The sequence below is a fragment of the Ruegeria sp. AA3 genome, assembly GCF_056542905.1.
Map to the genome: position 1 here is coordinate 111009 of NZ_JBQGAQ010000005.1, position 19724 is coordinate 130732.

Sequence of the window (19724 nt, forward strand, 5' to 3'; positions counted from 1 at the left end):
AAGGAGATATGCCCATGACCCAGACGATGCGCGCTGTTGAGATTACCGAAGCGGGTGGCCCGGACGTTCTGCAATTGACCGAACGCCCGATGCCGGAACCGGCGGAGGGTCAGGTGGTTCTGAAAGTAGCCTATGCCGGGGTGAACCGTCCTGATGCGCTGCAACGGGCGGGGGCGTATGATCCGCCTCCGGGTGCGAGCGATCTGCCGGGTTTGGAAGCCTCAGGAGAGGTTGTCGCGATTGGCACGGGTGTTGAGGGGCTGGCGACTGGCGATCAGGTCTGCGCCCTGCTGCCAGGTGGCGGTTATGCCGAATATGTAGCCGCTCCTGCCGCGCATTGCTTGCCTGTTCCTACGGGCATGGGTTTGAAAGAAGCTGCCTGCTTGCCAGAGACCTTCTTTACCGTCTGGTCCAATGTATTTACGCGGGGTGGCCTGAAAGCGGGGGAACGTTTTCTGGTCCATGGTGGTTCAAGCGGGATTGGCACGACCGCGATCCAGTTGGCCAATGCATTTGGCGCTCGGGTTTTTGCCACGGCCGGATCGGCTGAGAAATGTGCGGCTTGTGTCGAATTGGGGGCTGAGAAGGCGATCAATTATCGCGATGAAGACTTCGTGGCTGCGATGCGTGCGGAGGGTGGCGCAAACCTAATCCTCGATATGGTGGGCGGCGATTACATCCCGCGCAACGTCAAAGCGCTGGCCGAAGATGGTCGTTTGGTTCAAATCGCATTCCTGCAAGGTCCGGTGGTCGAACTGAACTTTGCGCTGATGATGGTCAAGCGTCTAACCCTGACCGGCAGTACTCTGCGTCCGCAAAGCGATCTGGCGAAGGCACGCATTGCGCAAGACTTGCGTGAAGCCGTCTGGCCCTTGCTTGAGGCCGGGAAGGTTGCGCCTGTGATGGATTCCGAATTCGATTTGGCTGAAGCCGCCGCTGCGCACGCGCGGATGGAAGGATCGGGCCATATCGGCAAGATCGTTCTTAAAGTCTCCGGCTAAGCTGACGCCGCGCGGTCAGGCGACCGCCCGGCGATACAGATGCCAAGTGGCGTGACCCAGAATGGGCATCACTACGATCAAGCCCAGCAGAATCGGTATGGCGCCCAATATCAGAAGCGTCGCCACGATCGCACCCCAAGTCAGGATCACGCCCGGGTTTTGACGCAAGACCCGAACCGAGGTCACCACGGCCACTGGAACGCCCACTTTGCGATCAAGCAATAATGGAAAGCTGACCACGCTCAGCGCCAACGCGACCAGTGCGAACAGGAAGCCGATGGCGGTGCCGATGATGATCATGCTCCAGCCAGCTCCGGTGGTAAATACCTCGGTGATAAAGGCTGTTGCCGAGGCTGGGGGCTCTGGCCCAAGTGTCTGCGCGTAGATTCCTTGCGCTACCATCAGCCAGATCAACAACAGCATGACCAGATAAAAGCCCAGTGCCAATATCGCGCCGAAGGAAGGCGAGCGGAACACGCCAAACGCATCCAGCCAATGGACGTCTCCGCCCTGTTCCCGCTTGCGACTGATCTCATAAAGCCCAACCGCGGCGACAGGTCCGATCAGGGCAAAGCCCATGACCAGCGGGGCCAGCAAAGGCACCATGTCTTTGTTGAGCCCAATACCGAACATCAGCAGGCCTGCGATCGGATAGATCAGAACGATAAAGATCGCATCGGCTCGAGTTTCGAGAAAATCGTTATATCCGGCTTTCAGGCATTCGCGCAGATCCTGCAGGGTCAGCGTGTGCACTGTTGGCAGGGTGCGGACATCCGCGCTGCCGATTTCGGATACTGATTCCGACACATGATCGCTGGTCGCCCGCAGATTACGGGCGACCCAGGTAATTGGGTTACCGATTGTCTTGTCCATGTTCATCCCCTTCTCTGGCGTGGGTGCGCCGCGGGATGCATCCGGTACGGCAAATTCGTGTGACCGGATCAGCCGGCAACGTCTGCCCATTTACAACGTCCACCCGCATTATAGCACATATTGCAAAATCTTGCCCGAACATGCTTGAGGGATAACAACGATTGCCCTGTCGAACAGGCATGTTAGCTTTGTTTCAACAGGCAACGGAGGGTATCATGCAGCAAACAGCGCGCACTGTCGTCATTCACGAACACGGCGGGCCAGAGGCCCTGCGGATTGAGGATCGTCCGCTTGGGGATCCGGGGCCGGGAGAAGTACGCATTCGCCACCATGCCTGCGGATTGAATTTCATTGATGTGTATCAGCGCACCGGTCTCTATCCGCTTGAATTGCCTCACGCATTGGGGATGGAGGCAGCCGGCGTGATTGAGGCTGTGGGCGAAGGTGTCACGCACCTTTCCACTGGCCAACGCGCGGCCTACGCTGCAGGCCCGTCCGGGGCCTATTCCGAAGCGCGTGTGATGCCTGCCGCACAGGTATGTCCGCTGCCCGAAAGTATCTCGTTCCGTACCGCTGCGGCCATGATGCTGAAAGGCATGACGGTCGAGTACCTGTTTCACCGCACAACGCCTTTGCGTCGGGGGGACACCGTTTTGTTTCACGCCGCCGCTGGAGGCGTCGGCCTGATTGCCTGCCAATGGGCGAAATCCGAAGGCATCAAGCTGATTGGCACCGCGGGAACGGATGAAAAATGCAGCCTGGCGCAGTTCAACGGCGCGTCGCATTGCATCAACTACCGAACCGAGAACTTTGTCGAACGTGTCGCCGAGATCACCGGCGGCAAAGGTGTAGATGTGGTGATGGATTCCATTGGCGCAGACACGTTCGAAGGGTCGCTGGATTGCCTGAAACCCTTGGGTATGATGATTTCATTTGGCAATGCATCGGGACCAGTACCACCGGTTGACTTAGGCATGCTTGCGCAACGAGGATCCTTGAAGATCACCCGCCCAACCCTGTTCACCCATATCTCGGATCACGCTACTTGTCAGGCAATGGCGCGGCGTCTGTTTGGCAAAGTGGATGGGCGCGAGGTTAAGATCCACGTCGATCAGGAGTTTCCGCTGGATCAGGTTGCTGATGCACATCGCGTATTGGAAGCGCGTCAGACCACCGGCAGTACAATCCTGGTGCCCTAACAGGAGAGGCCCGGCAATGACCGCCGGACCCGTACATTTGTTTAGAACCGGTACGCGACACGCAACTGGAGCGTCGTGGCATCAACATCGACGCCCGATGAATTGAAATCATCAAACTCATGATACAAAAGTTCGCCGCCTACGCTGATGTTGGGGGCGACGATCTGTTCATAGCCAGCACCAATAAACCAGCCATTGTCGCTGCCCAGATTATTTGTGTCCGCGTCGGCATAACCAGCGGTTCCGTATAGCAGACCCTGTGGGTTCACCTTGTAGCCAGCGCGCGCTTTGATGCGCCAGACTTTCTCGACCGTGGTAGCGCTGCCCAGGTCGATGTCGCTCCAGTCATAGTCAAAGCCACCGCCAACTACCCAGTCGCCCAGATCATAGTCATATCCAAGGATGATACCACCAATGGCACCATCGCCATCAACGCCTGAGATGTTGGTGTCGATATCCGCATAGCCGATCTGCGCGCCGCCATAGAAGCCAGTCCAACTGCCCGAGGATTGAGCCATCGCTGAACCCGCCGCTAGCGTCACGATAGAGGTGAACAGTGCAAGTTTACCCGTCATCTTCTGTTTCCTTTCGCTCGAAATCTGCTGACCGGTAATCGGCTGGCAGCCTTATGCCCAGCACTACGAACCAGCCCAAAAGCCGGATCAGTGATGCTTTGTCTATTCCGAACCATCCTGATGGCTAGCCGGTGTCCCCGGCGCGGGCCCATTTGATCTGGGCGCTTGTCTTTGATTCTAAATAGGCCGCGGCACGGCGCCTTCAAACGAAGATCGGCGGCAGATACGATCTGCCGCCGATATACAAAGGTCTTGTCAGCGAATTATTGCTGCAGTTCAGCCGGGTCTTTGTCGGCGATGTCTTCCCAGTTTGCGCTAGCCTGCTCAACAAAGCCCGGAATGTCGCCTTCCCAACGCTCCTGAATGTCCTGCGACAGGTTCAGGTACAGCTTGTTGTCGACGATTTTCCAGTAATTCGGGTCACCGTCAAACTTGAAGCCCATTGCGGTGCCAAATGCGCAGTAGCCACCGTAAGCGGGCAGGTATGCCTCAGGGTTGGCTTCAAAGGCGGCTTTGTTCTCTTCCGATGCGAAACGGTACAGCGCGTCGTTGTGCAGGGTGGAAATGCGGTAGTCGCCCTTGGTGGCTTCACCAACGGTGAAATAGGCAACTGGGTCATAGCCCTGCATTGCCAAGCCGGTTGAGCTTGCATTGATTTCAACACCTGCGGCCATGGCCGAGCTTGCAATGGCAACAGACAGCGCGACTCCGCTGATTATGGATTTGAACTTGTTCATGACTTCACCTTTCGTGAATAGGCTCGCTTAAGAGCACGGTAATTTTGCCCGGGCGATCCGGATTTGATTGTCGCGACGCCGGTAATTGGTCGTCACAAAATCCCAGTTGGGGAATGGCCTGTTCACGTTCAAAGCAATCAATTGTGATTGTGCGGTCACAAAGACCTGTTGTTCATTCCTGCACGTCAGGCACGAGCGCCAGAACAAAGGCAACCACTTTCTCAGCGGGCATCTCACAGGGGCGCAGCAGCGCACCGCTCTTGCGGGTGAGATAAAGGTTTAAGCTGATATAGTCCGGTCCGCCCAGTTGATAGGCCACGAGCTTGTGTGATTTCCCACCTGCCATGATCTGATGCGAAACCAAATATCTGCGCGGGCCAGCGGCCCCCGTGAATGTGCCGATGGGCAGATCATCGATCGCCTTCAGGAAAGCGCTGGACGCCGTCACGATTTTCCGATTTTTGGCTCGGTGCCTGCCTTGATACGCGCGAGGTTGGCGCTGTGCCGCCAGTAGACCAGTAAGGTCAAAGCAATCCCGAGGAAAAACGTACTGCCATCTGTCAAAACCATAATCCAAGTTGTGGACAGAGCGGCGGCGGCCAGCGCCCCAACAGATGAAATACGCCAGATCAGCACTGCAACCAGCCATGTCAAACAACAGGCGACACCCACGCGCCAGTCAAGCGCGAGCCAAAGGCCCAGAAAGGTTGCTACGCCTTTGCCGCCTTTGAAGCCCAGCCAGACCGGGAAGCAATGACCAAGAAATGCGGCAAGCGCTGCGATTTGCGCAGCGTCTTCACCGGCCAATACGCGCGCCAGCAAAACGGCAGCGGCGCCTTTGGCCGCATCAAACAACAATGTCAGCGCCGCCGCTCCCTTGTTGCCGGTGCGCAGAACGTTGGTTGCCCCGATATTACCCGACCCGATTTGCCGCAGGTTTCCCAGACCCATCACGCGCGCGACGATCATGCCAAACGGGATTGACCCAAGCAGGTATCCCAACGCGGCCCACAGGATGAGCTGAGTCATTGTGCTGTCGATCAAGGGCATCAGGCTCTCCGGTACACTTCTTGTCCAGCGACATAGGTTGCGGTGACCTTACCCTGCATCCGCTGGCCGTCAAACGGTGTGTTCTGCGATTTCGATTTCAGCGTAAAGCGGTCCAGAACAAAGGGAACATCCGGGTCGAACAGGACCAGATCAGCGGGCGCGCCTTGGGACAGGCGACCACTCTCCAAGCTCAGCCGTTTGGCCGGGTTCAGGGCCATGGCGCGGAACAGGGTCGGCAAGTCCAGCTGTTCGGAATGGTATAGGCGCAGCGCCGCAGGCAGCAGCGTTTCCAGCGCCACCGCGCCCGAGGCCGCCTCTTCAAACGGCAGGCGCTTGCTTTCCTCATCCTGCGGGGTGTGCATGGAGCTGATCGTGTCTATCAGACCGGTTCGCACTGCTTCGATCACGGCTAGCCGGTCATCTTCGGATCGCAGTGGGGGCTTGATTTTGAAGAAGGTGCGATAATCGGACACGTCCAATTCGTTCAGTGTCAAATGGTGGATCGACGTGCCTGCCGTGATGTCCAGCCCGTTGCGCTTGGCGCGTTCCAGTGCGGGCAGGGCGCGGGTCGTTGTGATCTGATCGGCGTGATAGGCGGCTCCGGTCATTTCAAGCAAGGCGATGTCACGATCCAGTCCCATCCGCTCAGCAATAGGCGCTACGGTGGGCAAGCCTCGCAGAGCGGCGAACTTGCCGCTGGTGGCTGCAGCTCCAGCGCTGAGCCCCGGCTCCTGCGGATGCGCAATGACCAGTGCGCCGCAGGATTTAGTGTAAGTCAGAGCACGAGAAAACACCTTGGTGTTGGTCACGACATGATCGCAATCGGTAAACGCCACGGCGCCTGCGTCCTGCAGGAACCCGATCTCGGTCATCTCACGCCCTTCGCGTCCTTTGGTCAGGGCGGCCATCGGCAGGACGTTGACCGGAGCGTCCGCTTGCGCGCGGCGGGTGGCAAACTCCAGCGTCTCGGGTGTGTCGACGGCAGGTAGGGTATCAGGGCGCGTGACGATGGTTGTCACACCCCCCGCGGCTGCTGCAAGACCTGCAGATTTATAGCTTTCCTTGTGCCGTTCACCGGGTTCGCACACCTTGACGCCAATGTCGACAATGCCGGGGGCAAGGCATTGCCCACCGCAATCGACCACCTGCGCGTCAGCGTCTGGGGCCGCGCCTTCACCAAGCGCCGCGATCCTACCGTCGGCAACCTTCAGCCAGCCGATGCTATCTGTGTCCGCTTCGGGGTTGATCAGGCGGGCATTGGTGAAAATCAGATTGCTCATGCCATGGCCCTTTCGATTGCGGCTTTGGTGGCGGCGGGGTCCGCCTGGTATTTGATAAGGTGTTTGTCGCCGCCTTTGGTGACGATCTGGACAAAGCTGCCAATCGTGTTGACCGCCTGAATCTGGTTCAGCGCCACCTTGCGCGAACCGGGACCGGTGAGGGTGGTGTCTGTCATTTCCCACGTGGCGACCAGTTCTTCCGAGGCCAAATACCACGCGCGGATCCCGATGGCAGCCAACCCGGCAGGCGCGCCGGTCCAGACGTAGGGATTGCCGATCAACCATAGCACGACCATCGCGGCCGCCATTGCAAAGGCGGCGAGCCATGCATTGGTGCGGACAAAAGCGCTTTTGTCCGAGGAGAATGTCACAGGATCAGCCACAAGGCACCTCCGATGGCGATCAGAATCAGCAAGGCAATGACCGCTGATCCGATGCGGTTTGGTTTGGTATCCGCTGGCGGGCTTTGCGGGGCCGAGTATGGCTTTGCGCTTTCCGTCTCGATCACGTCGCCGGTCCAGTTCGTGGCCTCTTCCGTGAACAGGCCAATCAGATGCAGGCGTGGATCGGGTGAAAGGGTTACTGATCGATCGCCGAAAGCCGCGCTGCGCAGGACCATCACCCAGCCTTCGATGGCCTCCAATTTCGTGCGGTCTAACTGGTCTATCGAGACACCGCAGCCTTCGCTGAGATAGCCATAAAGCCCAAGGTCTTCGAGGTCGGATACTGGAAAAATGTCGATCTGTTCGGGGTCCAGCCCTTCGACTCCAAGTACCTGATCAACAGCCCCCGGTTCGTGCAGGAATTTCGCCTCTTCCGGGTGCATATCCAGCGAGAACAGGCGGATCACGCCGCGCTCATGGGGGGCGATGATCAGATCGTTCATGCGGCTTCTCGCACGTTGCGCGCCAGCAGGTCCATGGCGGCCATGCGGACAGCAACGCCCATCTCGACCTGTTCCTGAATGACGGACCGGTTGATGTCATCGGCCAGAGTGCCGTCGATCTCGACCCCTCGGTTCATGGGGCCGGGGTGCATGACGATGGCGTCGGACTTTGCCAGCGCGAGTTTCGCGGCATCCAGCCCATAGCGGTGGTAGTATTCGCGCTCTGAGGGGATGAAACCGCCGTCCATGCGTTCTTTCTGAAGGCGCAGCATCATGACTACGTCGACGTCTTTCAGGCCTTCGTTCATGTCGTCATAGATTTCGGCCCCGAATTCGGCGAACTGAGACGGTACCAGCGTCGGCGGGCCGATCAGGCGGATACGGTTTTCCATCTTGCCCAGCAGGATCAGGTTCGAGCGCGCGACGCGCGAATGCGCCACATCTCCGCAGATCGCGATGTTCAGCCGGTGCAGCCGGCCCTTGGCCCGGCGGATGGTCAGCGCGTCCAGAAGGGCTTGTGTCGGGTGCTCATGCCGCCCGTCGCCCGCGTTCAGCACGGCGCAGTTTACCTTCTGCGCCAGCAGGTCCACCGCGCCGGAATGAGGATGCCGTACTACAAGCAGATCGGGATGCATCGCATTCAACGTCATCGCCGTATCGATCAGTGTCTCGCCCTTTTTGATCGAACTGGCCTGCATCGCCATGTTCATCACATCGGCCCCCAACCGCTTGCCCGCCAGTTCGAAACTGGCCTGCGTGCGGGTCGAGTTTTCAAAGAACATGTTGATCTGGGTCAGACCCGACAGCACGTCCGAATGCTTAGTCGATTGCCGGTTCAGATCGACATAGGTTTCGGCCAGATCAAGGATAGCGGTGATATCGGATTGCGACAGATGCTCGATGCCAAGAAGGTGACGATGGGCGAAACGCATGGGCGGGCTCCTGTCTGACAATCGGACCGCTTATAGGAAGCCATGCAAGCCAAGGCAACCTAAGGTTCCGACCCTTCTGGCAGTTTCTCGCATCCGCCTTCGGGCAGGCATTGTTCGCCGGGTTTGCACCACTTGCCATAGCCGCAATCGATAGCCTTGATCGGAACACAGCCCTGATGAGCCGAGCATTTAAAGCCGGGCCGGCATTGCGAACCGGTTTCATCACACAGAAACCAGCCGGGGCGTGAGCATCCGCCGCCCGGCAAGCAGGATGAACCGGCTCCGCAGGTCCGGCCATCCGCGCAGGTTGGGGATGGAGCTGGGACCAAATCCGGTCTGCTGCGCTCGCATTCCCCGCGCCCGTTGCAGAAGCTGCCACCTGGGCAATCCAGACGCGAGGTGCACTTGTTCGCCCCCGCCGGGGCGCAACGGGTTCCTCCTGCCACGCAGCGCTCGAACGGGCCGCAGGTGCGTCCGCCTCCACAATAGGTGTGCCCGGGTGGGATACAGCGGCCATCAAAGCTGCAGCGCTGGCCTGCGGGGCAGCAACCGCGCCCGCATTGCAACTGTCCGGGGCGGCATTGAGTATTCCGGTCAAACAGCTGCGCGCTCGCCGAACCGCCAGAGGTTGCTAGCAATAGAGCAATCAGAAGGAATCGCAGAAATGACAGCATGACCCCGCCATGGTCGGTGCGACCCTGTGCCATGGCAAGGTCTATTCGCTTTCCCTCGGTCAAAAGCTGGTTAGATTGAGGGTTATGGAATCGGGTTTGGACCATCATACCGCGAGGGCGCTGCTGGAATGGCAGATCGAGCTGGGCGCCACCGAGGCGATCGGCGACGCGCCGGTGGATCGCTATGCGTTGCCGGACAAAGCGTCCAAGGCGAAGAAACCCGCTGCGATTGAACCTGCAAAAAAGCCTGAACCCGTCGATGCCGTAGCAGTTGCAAAACAGGCGGCAAAGACCGCCGGATCGCTCGTCGATTTGCGTGCGGCGATGGAGACGTTTGATCTTTGCGACCTCAAACGCGGCGCGCGGCAGTTGGTGTTTGCCGACGGCACACCGGGCGCAAGGGTAATGATCATCGGCGAAGCGCCCGGTCGTGATGAGGATCGCGAAGGTAAGCCCTTTGTCGGGCGCGCCGGGCAATTGCTGGACCGGATGCTGGCCGCGATTGATCTGGATCGGCGCGAGAATGTCTACATTACCAACGTGCTGCCGTGGCGCCCTCCGCAAAACCGCGATCCCAAGCCAGAAGAGATCGGCATGATGAAGCCGTTTCTGGAACAGCATGTGGCATTGGCCAAACCCGAGGTGCTGGTGGTGATGGGCAATATCAGCTGTCAGGCCGTGCTGGGCAAACGCGGTATCACACGGCTGCGCGGGAAATGGGATCAGGCGCTGAACCTGCCGGTCATCCCGATGTTCCACCCGGCCTACCTGCTGCGTCAACCGCAGATGAAGCGACAGGCCTGGGCCGATCTGCTGGACCTGCAAGCGCGGCTGAGGGGCGGGGCATGAGGGTGCTGGCGTTCTCTGACCTGCACATGGCGCGCAACCGCGCTTCCGACTTGGTGGCCGCCAGTGCTGAGGCTGATCTGGTCATTGGGGCCGGCGACTTTTGCAACGCGCGGCGGGGATTAGATGAAGCGATGCAGATGCTTTCGGGCATTGCGGCTCCGCTGGTTCTGGTGCCGGGCAATGCGGAAAGCGCCGAGGAACTGACAGAAGCCGCGCCTGAAGGTGCGCATGTTCTGCACGGGACAGGCATGACACTGGATGGTCTGCGCCTGTTTGGGCTGGGCTATGGCGTGCCAGTCACGCCTTTTGGCGATTGGTCCTGCGACCTGACCGAGCCTGAGGCCGCAGAACTGCTGGATCGGTGCGAGGCCACAGATATCCTGATCGTGCATTCTCCACCCAAAGGGCATGGCGATACTACCTCGCAAGGCCAATCGGTTGGCTCAGTCGCCGTTCGAGACGCAGTCGAACGGCTTCAGCCCAAATTCGTCTTTTGCGGGCATATCCATGACAGCTGGGGTTACCGAGGCACCATCGGCCGTACACAGATAGCCAATCTGGGGCCCAAAGTGCATTGGTTCGAGGTGAGTTTATGATCGACACGGTAACGCTGCTGGCTTTTATCCCGGCAGCGCTGGCGCTGAATTTCACACCCGGCGCGGATATGATGTTCTGTTTTGGTCAAGGCTTGCGCGCAGGTCCGCGCCCTGCGATTGCCGCAAGTGCCGGGGTCTCTGCAGGCGGTATGGTGCACGTTCTGATTGCCGGTCTCGGCCTTGGCGCGGCGGTCGCTACCCTGCCGTGGCTGTTCGATGTGATCCGCTGGGTCGGGGTGGGTTATCTGCTTTATCTCGCATGGGGTGCGATCAGGAATGGTGCAGTCGCCGCCGACGCACCGAACAGACCCACCCGTTACGCTTTTCGGGACGGGATGCTAGTCAACCTGACCAATCCCAAAGTCATTCTGTTCGTGCTCGCTTTCATCCCGCAATTTATCGATCCAGGGAAGGGTTCGGTATTGGCGCAGTTCCTGATCTATGGCGCAATTCTTGGTGTCGGCGGGTTTGTTGTGAATGGGCTGGTCGGCATTTTCGCTGGCGGCGCAGGTCGGATGCTAATCGGCAACCCGCGTGCCTCGCGTATTCTAGGTTGGGTGTCAGGGGGGATCTTCACCGCTTTGGCCCTCCGGCTTGCTATTATGGAAAGGGCCTGACACCGCATGTCACGCATTGACGAAAGCAAGAAGTTCATTCCCGTCCGGATCGCTGTCCTGACTGTTTCTGACACGCGGTCTCTGGACGAGGATCGCTCGGGCCAGACGTTGGTGGATCGGATCGAAAAAGCGGGCCACTCAGTGGCGGATCGCAGGATTATACAAGATGAGCGCGCTGAGATAGCAAAACAATTGCGTGCTTGGATCGCTGATCCTGAGATCGACGTTGTGATCTCGACCGGCGGCACAGGTCTGACGGGTCGCGATGTTACAGTCGAGGCACATCGGGATGTTTATGAAAAAGAGATCGAGGCGTTTGGCACCGTGTTCACCATAGTGTCTATGGAAAAGATAGGTACTTCTGCCGTGCAGTCCCGCGCCACAGGCGGTGTGGCGGGCGGAACCTATCTGTTTGCGCTGCCGGGCAGCCCGGGCGCGTGTAAAGACGCGTGGGATGCGATTTTGGAGAAACAGTTCGATTATCGCCACCGCCCCTGCAATTTCGTGGAAATAATGCCCAGATTGGACGAACATCTGCGACGGAAGTAGACTGGTCCTGCGTTTAACGCATCATAACCGCTTTGTGGCTTGGCATTTTTTGCGACCCGGCTACCTTTGCGGAAGACAGCATGTGCGACCAAAGGTGAGTGACCGATGCGATTTCTGCGGCAAAGCCTTGTAGGTGTGTTCCTGGCGTTTCTGACGCTGGGCCTGTTGATCGTGGCTGTACAGATGATCTCGGGTGCGGTGCAGGATGTGCTGACGCGGGACAATCAGACCCCCGAGGCGCGGGAACGCATTTTCGCCGTCAGTGTCCGCGCCGCCGAACCAGAAACCGTTACGCCCTATCTGGAGGCATTTGGTCAGATCCAAAGTCGCCGTCGGCTGGAGCTGCGCGCAGCCTTGGGCGGGCGCGTTGTGTCGCTGGCGGATGACTTTGAAGACGGTGGCACCGTGACGGCTGGTGAGTTGCTGGTTGAGTTGGATCCAGCTGATATGCAGTCAGCCTTGGACCGCGCCAAATCCGATCTTCTGGATGCCCAATTTGAAGAACGAGACGCAGAACGCTCGCTGCTGCTGGCGCAGGATGAATTGAAATCAGCCGAAGCGCAGGCCGAGCTACGCGACCGGGCTCTTCAGCGTCAACAAGACCTACAGACACGAGGCGTTGGCGCGGCTGCCAGTGTTGAAGAGGCGGAACTGGCTGCAACATCTGCTCATCAGGCAGTTCTGGCGCGCAGGATTGCGTTGGCGCAGGCTGAGTCTCGGGTTGATCAGGCCACCACACTGTTTGCCCGCGCCCGCATCGCGCTGGAAGGGGCCGAGCGTGATTTGGAAGACATGACGATCCACGCCGGCTTTGACGGGACGTTGACTGAGGTCACTTTGGTTGAAGGCCGGTTGGTCGCGGCCAATGAAAAGCTGGCTGAACTTGTGGACCCCAACGCGCTTGAGGTCGCGTTCCGGGTCTCGACCGCGCAATATGTGCGATTGTTGGACGCGCAAGGCGGCTTGATTTCCGCACCAGTTACCGTGTCGCTAGAGGTCACTGGGACCGATCTGATCGCCAAGGGCCAAATCAGGCGCGACAGCGGTGCTGCGGGTGAAGGGCAGACCGGGCGTCTGATCTATGCCCGCCTCGATGATGCGCCAGGTTTCAAACCAGGGGATTTCGTCACCGTTTCGGTTGAGGAACAACCGCTGGAGAATGTTGTGCGTCTGCCGTCCTCTGTTCTGGATGCAGCGGGCAACGTGCTGGTGCTTGGTCCGGACGATCGGTTGGAGCCTTTGGCAGTACAACTGATCCGTCGTCAAGGAGATGAAGTATTGCTGCGCGGTGAAGGTCTGGAGGGTCGAGAAGTAGTGATCGGACGGACGCCTCTGTTGGGTTCGGGCGTTCGTGTCCGGCCTCTGCGGGTTGAAGCCAGCACCGAAGTTGATCCCGGCATGGTCGAACTCTCCGACGAAAAGCGGGCTCAACTTGTCGCACAGGTCGAGGCCAGCGATGGGATGTCACAGGCGGATAAGGCCCAGGTATTGGGTCAACTGAGCGAGGCAAAGGTACCTGCCGCTCTTGTACGCCGTCTTGATGACAATCGGGCCGGGGGTTAGGCGCCATGATGCGCGAAATTCCCAGCGCGGCAGGCGGTATCCTGAGTTATTTTACCAGGCATCGGACAGCGGCCAATCTGTTGCTGCTGGTCATGTTGGTGTTGGGCATCGCGGCGATCCCCAACATGCGGGCGCAGTTCTTTCCTGATGTGATCCTTGAACGCGTCGATGTGAATGTCGAATGGGAGGGCGCCGGCCCCGAGGATGTCGACAATGGCATAATCCAACTGCTCGAACCTGCGCTATTGGCTGTCGAGGGTGTGGCCAGTACCGAATCAACCTCGCGCGAAGGATCGGCACAGGTCCGGCTGGAATTTGAACCAAACTGGGATATGTCCCGCGCAGTCGAAGAGGTTAGGACGGCAGTCGACAGTGTCACCAACCTGCCCGAAGACGCCGAGGAGCCGACAATTCGGCGCGGGGCCTGGCGTGATCGTGTCACAGATGTGGTCATCACTGGCCCCATCGAGGCCGAGCAATTGGCTAAGTTCACCGATGAACTGATCAGCCGCCTCTTTGCCGCCGGGGTCACGCGCACTACGATCCGCGGTTTGGCCGCACCGCGCGTGGTGGTCGAGGTGCCCACAGTGCAGCTGATCGCCAATGACATTTCACTCTCGGATATCGCGGCGGCCATCGCTGCCGAAGTCACGGCTAACCCTGCAGGCGATGTCTCGGGAGCCAATGCGCGCATCCGGACGGGGGTGGAAAAACGCACCCCGGAAGAAATTGAGGGCATCGCCCTGCGCAATTTTGCAGACGGCTCAAAGCTTGTTGTAGGGGATGTGGCTGAAATCAGGGTCGAGGGCGTTACGCGCAATCGCAGCTATTTTGTAGGTGAAAATCCTGCAATGTCGATCCGCGTAGATCGTTCCAATCTTGGCGACGCCATTGGCATCCAGCGCGATGTTGAGGATGTAGTGGCCCAGATGCAGGCGAGCCTGCCCGAAGGCATCACGATTGAGCTGATCCGCACACGGGCGCAAGCCATCACCGACCGTCTGGATATTCTGGTGGACAACGGTCTGTTGGGCCTGGGACTGGTGGTGTGCCTGCTCTTCCTGTTCCTCAACGCGAGGATCGCTTTTTGGGTGGCCGCCGGCATTCCGGTTGCGATGTCAGCGGCTATTGCTCTGATGTATCTGGGCGGGCTTTCACTGAACATGGTGTCTCTGTTTGGTCTCATCATCACGCTGGGCATTGTGGTCGATGACGCCATTGTGGTGGGCGAACATGCCGATTTTCGTGCTCGCCGGCTGGGCGAAGCGCCGATGGTCGCTGCCGAACGCGCAGCCCGGCGCATGGCGATGCCGGTGTTTGCCGCAACCGTCACAACCGTCATCGCATTCTTTGGACTAACCGCGATCGGTGGCCGGTTCGGAGAGTTGATCCGCGACATTCCGTTCACCGTTATTGCGGTCCTGATTGCCTCATTGATCGAGTGTTTTTTGATCCTGCCGAACCACATGGCGCATGCCATCGCACATTCGGCAAAGGAACATTGGTATGACTGGCCAAACCGGGTCGTAAATAGAGGTTTCCGCTGGGTGCGCGATCATCTGTTCCGCCCGCTGGTCGCGTGGGTGATCTGGGCGCGCTACGTTGTGGTTGCGTTGATGGTTGTCGTTCTGGCCAGCCAGATCGCTCTGTTCATACGGGGGGATGTGAACTGGCGTTTCTTCAATGCGCCGGAACGCGGCTCGGTCACCGGCAATTTCATCATGGTTGAAGGTGCCACACGTGCGGAGACGCTTGAAATGATGCACATGGTCCAGCGGGCCACCGAAGAACTGGGCCAGATCTACGAAGAGCGTCATGGCCGCAATCCCATCGATTATGTTCTGTCAGAAGTAGGCGGATCGGCCGGATGGGGGCTGCGTGCGGCGGATGGGAAGGACAGCGATCTGCTGGGCGGTGTCTCGATCGAGTTGATTGATGCCGACCTGCGTCCCTATTCCAGTTTTGAGTTTGTGGGTGAGCTTCAGGACTTTGTCCCCCGCCATCCGAAGGTCGAATTGCTCAGTTTCCGCGGCTGGCGCTCGGGCCCCGGTGGCGATGCAATTGACGTGCAATTCTACGGCGCCGATGTGAACACGTTGAAATCCGCGTCCGAAGATTTGCAGGCGGCGCTGTCGAAATACACAGAAGTTTCGGCGCTTGAGGATAATCTGGCCTATGACAAGGAAGAGTTCATTCTGGATCTGACGGCACAGGGCCAGGCGCTGGGCTTCCGCATCGAAACACTTGGCCGCGTATTGCGAAACCGACTGAACGGGATCGAGGCCGCCACTTTCCCGGACGGACCGCGCAGCACCGAGATTCGGATCGAACTGCCCGAGGGCGAACTGACAGCTGATTTTCTGGAACGCACGCTGATGCGGACGCCCGATGGTGTTTACGTTCCGCTGGCCGATATTGTCTCGGTCGAGCGAAAGTCAGGGTTCTCGACTGTCAGGCGCGAAAATGGCCTGCGCGTGATCTCGGTGAACGGCGACATTTCCGAGGATGATCCGGCGCAAGCCGCCGAGATTGCTCGGGCGATGCAGGAGGAAATTCTGCCCAACATTGCCTCCGAACGTCAGGTTGAATGGCGCATGGCAGGTCTGAGCGAACAGGAGGACGAGTTCCTCTCAGAGGCGCGCACCGGGCTGATCCTGTGTCTGACCGGGATTTATCTGGTTCTGGCATGGGTCTTTGCCAGCTGGACGCGGCCCTTGGTGGTCATGGCGATCATACCCTTTGGCCTCGTGGGCGCGATTTGGGGGCATTACCTTTGGGATGTGCCGCTGAGCATGTTCACCGTTGTTGGCTTGTTGGGCATGACCGGGATCATCATCAACGACTCGATCGTGTTGGTGACTACAATCGATGGGTATCAACAGGAACGAGGGCTGGTACCGTCGATTGTTGAAGGCACCGCAGACCGGCTGCGACCGGTGATGCTGACCACTTTGACCACTGTGCTGGGCCTGACGCCTTTGATGTACGAAAGCTCACAACAGGCACAGTTCTTGAAGCCAACCGTGATCACGCTGGTCTACGGGCTGGGCTTCGGGATGGTGCTGATCCTGTTGCTTGTTCCCGCGCTGCTGGCGATCCTGAACGATGTCTCGCGTCCGATGACTGCAATGCGGCGTGCCTTACGAGCGCCGGATAGAGTGGTGCGCATAGCCGTTCGCGCAACAGGCGCAGCGCTGGCGGTTTGGTTAGGGGTATCAATGATCTGGCCCGCCGTTACGGGTGAACCGATGGTGCTGCTTTCAGACTTCTACCCAGCCCCGGATGGGCCAATTGTGTTGCAATTGGGCTTTGGCGTCTTTGCCGCCGGAGCGACGGTGATCCTGTTGTTGGGAGTGCTGCTGTCGAGCTTGCTATACGCACGATTGTCAGGTCGCGCCGAGGCTTGATCGCAAGATCGCAAGCTGCAGAAGATCGGGTACGCGGCTACTCATGGGAAGGTCACGGGCTTTGATCTGATCGACGGGGAACCACTGCGCGTCCCGCGCGTCATCTGCAGCAACCGGCGTACCCGAAGTGTAGCGACACGCGACACCAACCAACAGATAATGCGCCCGGATCAGCCCTTCGCCGTCGCGCAGAAGCAAATCCAGATTATCGAGATACTCCATCGGTTCGGCAATCACGCTCGTCTCTTCCCGCAGCTCACGGGCAGCGGCGGCCAAAACGGTTTCACCCCATTCCACATGGCCACCGGGAAAACCCCACAACCCTGCGTCGGGTTGCTTGTTGCGCTGAACCAACAGCACCTGATTTTCATGAACAACTACGGCCAACGCGCCAATCTTAGGAGTTTGACTCATCCGATCAGCCTGCGCTGCATCCCTGTATGTCTACAGCGTGGTTCGCCCCGAGCACAGTGATTCGCACTTCAGACCGATCCAGCGCAAACGGACCACCCGAGGCGCTGATGACCTCAGAACTGGTGATTAAGGTTTTGCCCTGGCGATGTGTTTCGGGTTGCGAAGCCCAGAGCATCGGGTTTCCCGGTTCGATTATGGCGAATTCGGACCCGCCTGCAGAGGGCATGGTGATATGCGCCTCGATCCGCATCCCGTCCGAAGTGGGCGTCAGGTGGCAGGTTGCGTTCACCACGCCAGCCTCACGCTCGGAAAACGGGCGCTGGGCAAGGGCAGCTGCTATAGCCGGATGGCGACCGGCTTTTGCATCCAGAGTGTGGTCAAAATCCAGCTTACCCGGTACACAGACATCTTTGCAGACACCCAAATCCATCTCACCGCGCAAACGAACGGGTTTTGCAGGGTTCTTAGGTGTGATCTCAACGGGAAGTACCAGTTGATCCTCATACCCGACCGAGCGCAGCCCATTTTGATCGAACACATGCGGTGCGGGCCACGTGATAGCGATATCCGCTATGTTGCCAGAGCCTGTCCAATTGAACTGCGGCGGAATGCCCGCATCACCCGGCGCACGCCAATAGGTTTTCCAGCCTTCCTTCAGCGTCAGATGCAAAGCGCCTTGATAGGTGCCCTTGGCGGTCCGGCCACCGTCCAGAACCTCAAGCTGCACCAGGTTACCAACCCCTTGAGCAATCGCAGGCAAGCCAAAGCAAAGAGTGGCCGTCAGACCGGCTGCGGCGGATTTCGAAAACAGTTTCATTGGCAGAACATGCGCATTCTGAGCGTAAATGCCAAGTCACGTTCCGGTCACTTAGGTGAAATGCCCAGAAATCCCAGCTGGTCCCTTGCCATTCCCCGGCATGCGGGTTCATTCTGGTGTCATCCTATGGCGCAAGAGAAGTTTGCTGATGGACCTTACGGGAAAACTGCTGATTGCTATGCCCGGCATGGGCGACTCACGATTCGAACATTCGGTCGTCTATATCTGCAGCCATGGCGAAGATGGCGCGATGGGTTTGATTGTCAACAAGCCTTCAGATTTGCGGATCAAGACCTTGCTGGAACAGCTCAACATCCCGTGCCGCATTCCGGTTATTGGGGAGCGTCTGGTTCAATTCGGCGGCCCGGTCGAGATGTCGCGTGGCTTTGTGCTGCACAGCGCGGACTACGATGCGAATCTGCATTCGATGCAAATTGCGGAAGATTTCAGCATGACCGCAACGCTCGATGTGCTTGAAGATCTGGCATCAGGCAAGGGGCCGCTGAATTCGATGCTGACTCTGGGCTATTCTGGTTGGGGGCCGGATCAGCTTGAGGATGAGATCGCCATGAATGGCTGGTTGACGACCGAAGCGTCCTCGAAACTTGTTTTCGATGTTCCGGATGACGAGAAATGGGAGGCCGCTTTGGCCACGCTGGGGGTTGATCCACTGACACTCTCTGCCAGCGCAGGCCGCGCCTAATCGCGGGGGGCCGCCGCGCGGCGAAGGCGGTCGTTGATGGCTGTACCCAACCCATGATCTGGGATCGGTGAAACAGCAATCGGTCGGCCTGTTTCATTCAGCTTGTGTAGCGCCGCGAACAGGTTGGCGGCGGCTTCGGCAAGATCGCTGCTATCTGAAAGGTTCAGATCACAGGTGACATCTCCGAATCCCAGCAAAACTTCGGCGCCTTGTGTGGCTTGTGCGTTCAGGCGAACGGGCGCATCCGGCGCGTAGTGGGATTGCAATTGCCCCGGCGCAGTCAGCAGATCACCCGGCTGGTGATGATGCAATTCCGTTTGCAAAACTTCTTCGATTCGTTCCAGCGCCACACCACCTGGCCGCAGCAGAGCAGGGGCTCCGGCCAGACCGACAATGGTGGATTCAAGCCCAACACCGCAGGGACCATCATCCAGAATGGCAGCGATCCGCCCCTCGAGCCCGGTTCGGACATGGGCCGCTGTGGTTGGGCTGATCTGCCCAGACGGGTTAGCCGAGGGGGCCGCCACTGGGCCATCAAATGAGGCCAACAAGGCGCGTGCGGTGGGATGGGCGGGCACCCGAACAGCCAAAGTATCCAGCCCCGCCGTGACGAGTGATGAAATCCCGTGATCATCCTGCAAGGGGAGAACCATTGTAAGTGGACCGGGCCAGAAGGCTTGTGCCAATTGCTCGGCCTGATCGGTCCATTCAACAAACCTTTTTGCTGTTTCGGTTGAGGCTACATGGGCGATCAGCGGGTTGAAGCTGGGCCGCCCCTTGGCCTCATAGATCGCAGCCACAGCCTCGCCATTCCGCGCATCGCCGCCCAGACCATAGACAGTCTCGGTCGGGAAGGCGACCAGCAGTCCTTGCCGCAACAGGTCGGCGGCCTTAGCGATGCCGTCGGCATCTGCTGATAAGTCTTGAGTGCCGAGAATGGTCATAGGTCGTGACGCCGCGTTTTGGTTGCTTGCAGTTCAGGTCACGGTAGGTAATCGTGCC

At 58.9% G+C, this 19724-nt stretch carries 21 protein-coding genes; 9 read left to right on the plus strand and 12 right to left on the minus strand.

Annotated elements, in window-relative coordinates:
- The first annotated feature begins 14 nt into the window (after window positions 1–14).
- Entirely contained in the window at window positions 15–1001 is a 987-nt protein-coding gene (locus tag ACR0JR_RS10665) for an NAD(P)H-quinone oxidoreductase (protein WP_480456124.1), read from the plus strand.
- Window positions 1002–1016: 15 nt separating this feature from the next.
- Here the strand turns inward: ACR0JR_RS10665 and ACR0JR_RS10670 are convergent, their stop codons facing one another.
- Window positions 1017–1874, minus strand: a complete 858-nt coding sequence (locus ACR0JR_RS10670; RefSeq protein ID WP_029622266.1) for a DUF2189 domain-containing protein — start codon at window positions 1872–1874, stop codon at window positions 1017–1019.
- A 215-nt stretch (window positions 1875–2089) separates the two neighbouring features.
- On the opposite strand from ACR0JR_RS10670, the gene ACR0JR_RS10675 reads away from it, so the two are divergent.
- Window positions 2090–3073 carry a quinone oxidoreductase family protein gene (locus tag ACR0JR_RS10675; RefSeq protein ID WP_480456125.1) on the plus strand — a complete coding sequence of 328 codons (984 nt, stop codon included), beginning with the start codon at window positions 2090–2092 and terminating at the stop codon, window positions 3071–3073.
- A gap of 41 nt (window positions 3074–3114) precedes the next feature.
- Here ACR0JR_RS10675 and ACR0JR_RS10680 read toward each other — a convergent pair whose 3' ends face one another.
- From ACR0JR_RS10680 to ACR0JR_RS10715, 8 genes are all read right to left on the minus strand, one after another.
- Window positions 3115–3648, minus strand: coding sequence for an outer membrane protein (locus tag ACR0JR_RS10680; RefSeq protein ID WP_480456126.1), 534 nt, complete (start codon window positions 3646–3648; stop codon window positions 3115–3117).
- 263 nt (window positions 3649–3911) lie between these two features.
- The gene (locus tag ACR0JR_RS10685) at window positions 3912–4385 is read right to left on the minus strand and encodes a YHS domain-containing (seleno)protein (RefSeq protein ID WP_010443607.1); all 474 of its coding nucleotides are present in this window, start codon (window positions 4383–4385) and stop codon (window positions 3912–3914) included.
- A 172-nt stretch (window positions 4386–4557) separates the two neighbouring features.
- Window positions 4558–4833: a hypothetical protein gene (locus ACR0JR_RS10690; RefSeq protein ID WP_170544754.1), complete on the minus strand. Its 276-nt coding sequence runs from the start codon at window positions 4831–4833 to the stop codon at window positions 4558–4560.
- Window positions 4830–5435: a glycerol-3-phosphate 1-O-acyltransferase PlsY gene (gene plsY / locus ACR0JR_RS10695; RefSeq protein ID WP_480456127.1), complete on the minus strand. Its 606-nt coding sequence runs from the start codon at window positions 5433–5435 to the stop codon at window positions 4830–4832. Before plsY ends, ACR0JR_RS10690 begins: the two co-directional genes overlap by 4 nt.
- The gene (gene pyrC / locus ACR0JR_RS10700; RefSeq protein ID WP_480456128.1) at window positions 5435–6715 is read right to left on the minus strand and encodes a dihydroorotase; all 1281 of its coding nucleotides are present in this window, start codon (window positions 6713–6715) and stop codon (window positions 5435–5437) included. Before pyrC ends, plsY begins: the two co-directional genes overlap by 1 nt.
- Window positions 6712–7098, minus strand: a complete 387-nt coding sequence (locus tag ACR0JR_RS10705) for a hypothetical protein (protein WP_480456129.1) — start codon at window positions 7096–7098, stop codon at window positions 6712–6714. The genes pyrC and ACR0JR_RS10705 overlap by 4 nt, the downstream gene beginning before the upstream one ends.
- The gene (locus tag ACR0JR_RS10710) at window positions 7083–7601 is read right to left on the minus strand and encodes a hypothetical protein (RefSeq protein ID WP_480456130.1); all 519 of its coding nucleotides are present in this window, start codon (window positions 7599–7601) and stop codon (window positions 7083–7085) included. Before ACR0JR_RS10710 ends, ACR0JR_RS10705 begins: the two co-directional genes overlap by 16 nt.
- Window positions 7598–8533, minus strand: coding sequence for an aspartate carbamoyltransferase catalytic subunit (locus tag ACR0JR_RS10715; RefSeq protein WP_010443613.1), 936 nt, complete (start codon window positions 8531–8533; stop codon window positions 7598–7600). The genes ACR0JR_RS10710 and ACR0JR_RS10715 overlap by 4 nt, the downstream gene beginning before the upstream one ends.
- A gap of 758 nt (window positions 8534–9291) precedes the next feature.
- On the opposite strand from ACR0JR_RS10715, the gene ACR0JR_RS10720 reads away from it, so the two are divergent.
- The 6 genes from ACR0JR_RS10720 (at window position 9292) to ACR0JR_RS10745 (ending at window position 16788) form a co-directional block, all read left to right on the plus strand.
- Entirely contained in the window at window positions 9292–10056 is a 765-nt protein-coding gene (locus tag ACR0JR_RS10720; protein WP_480456277.1) for a uracil-DNA glycosylase, read from the plus strand.
- On the plus strand, window positions 10053–10652 hold the full coding sequence (locus ACR0JR_RS10725; protein WP_480456131.1) for a metallophosphoesterase family protein: 600 nt from the start codon (window positions 10053–10055) through the stop codon (window positions 10650–10652). The genes ACR0JR_RS10720 and ACR0JR_RS10725 overlap by 4 nt, the downstream gene beginning before the upstream one ends.
- Window positions 10649–11269, plus strand: coding sequence for a LysE family translocator (locus ACR0JR_RS10730; protein ID WP_170781276.1), 621 nt, complete (start codon window positions 10649–10651; stop codon window positions 11267–11269). The genes ACR0JR_RS10725 and ACR0JR_RS10730 overlap by 4 nt, the downstream gene beginning before the upstream one ends.
- Window positions 11270–11275: 6 nt before the next feature.
- Window positions 11276–11818 (plus strand): molybdenum cofactor biosynthesis protein B, encoded by a 543-nt coding sequence (moaB, locus tag ACR0JR_RS10735; RefSeq protein ID WP_010443618.1) that lies wholly within the window; start codon window positions 11276–11278, stop codon window positions 11816–11818.
- A 105-nt stretch (window positions 11819–11923) separates the two neighbouring features.
- Window positions 11924–13381 (plus strand): efflux RND transporter periplasmic adaptor subunit, encoded by a 1458-nt coding sequence (locus ACR0JR_RS10740; RefSeq protein WP_480456132.1) that lies wholly within the window; start codon window positions 11924–11926, stop codon window positions 13379–13381.
- A 5-nt stretch (window positions 13382–13386) separates the two neighbouring features.
- Window positions 13387–16788: an efflux RND transporter permease subunit gene (locus ACR0JR_RS10745; RefSeq protein ID WP_480456133.1), complete on the plus strand. Its 3402-nt coding sequence runs from the start codon at window positions 13387–13389 to the stop codon at window positions 16786–16788.
- Here the strand turns inward: ACR0JR_RS10745 and ACR0JR_RS10750 are convergent.
- On the minus strand, window positions 16768–17202 hold the full coding sequence (locus tag ACR0JR_RS10750; RefSeq protein ID WP_170772025.1) for an NUDIX hydrolase: 435 nt from the start codon (window positions 17200–17202) through the stop codon (window positions 16768–16770). The two genes, ACR0JR_RS10745 and ACR0JR_RS10750, sit on opposite strands and share 21 nt — an antisense overlap.
- A gap of 4 nt (window positions 17203–17206) precedes the next feature.
- A complete protein-coding gene (locus ACR0JR_RS10755) occupies window positions 17207–18019 on the minus strand; it encodes a protein-disulfide reductase DsbD domain-containing protein (protein WP_480456134.1) in 813 nt (270 codons plus the stop codon).
- 148 nt (window positions 18020–18167) lie between these two features.
- On the opposite strand from ACR0JR_RS10755, the gene ACR0JR_RS10760 reads away from it, so the two are divergent.
- Window positions 18168–18722: a YqgE/AlgH family protein gene (locus tag ACR0JR_RS10760; RefSeq protein WP_480456135.1), complete on the plus strand. Its 555-nt coding sequence runs from the start codon at window positions 18168–18170 to the stop codon at window positions 18720–18722.
- Here ACR0JR_RS10760 and ACR0JR_RS10765 read toward each other — a convergent pair.
- The gene (locus tag ACR0JR_RS10765) at window positions 18719–19666 is read right to left on the minus strand and encodes an L-threonylcarbamoyladenylate synthase (RefSeq protein WP_480456136.1); all 948 of its coding nucleotides are present in this window, start codon (window positions 19664–19666) and stop codon (window positions 18719–18721) included. The genes ACR0JR_RS10760 and ACR0JR_RS10765 overlap by 4 nt on opposite strands.
- Window positions 19667–19724: the final 58 nt, after the last annotated feature.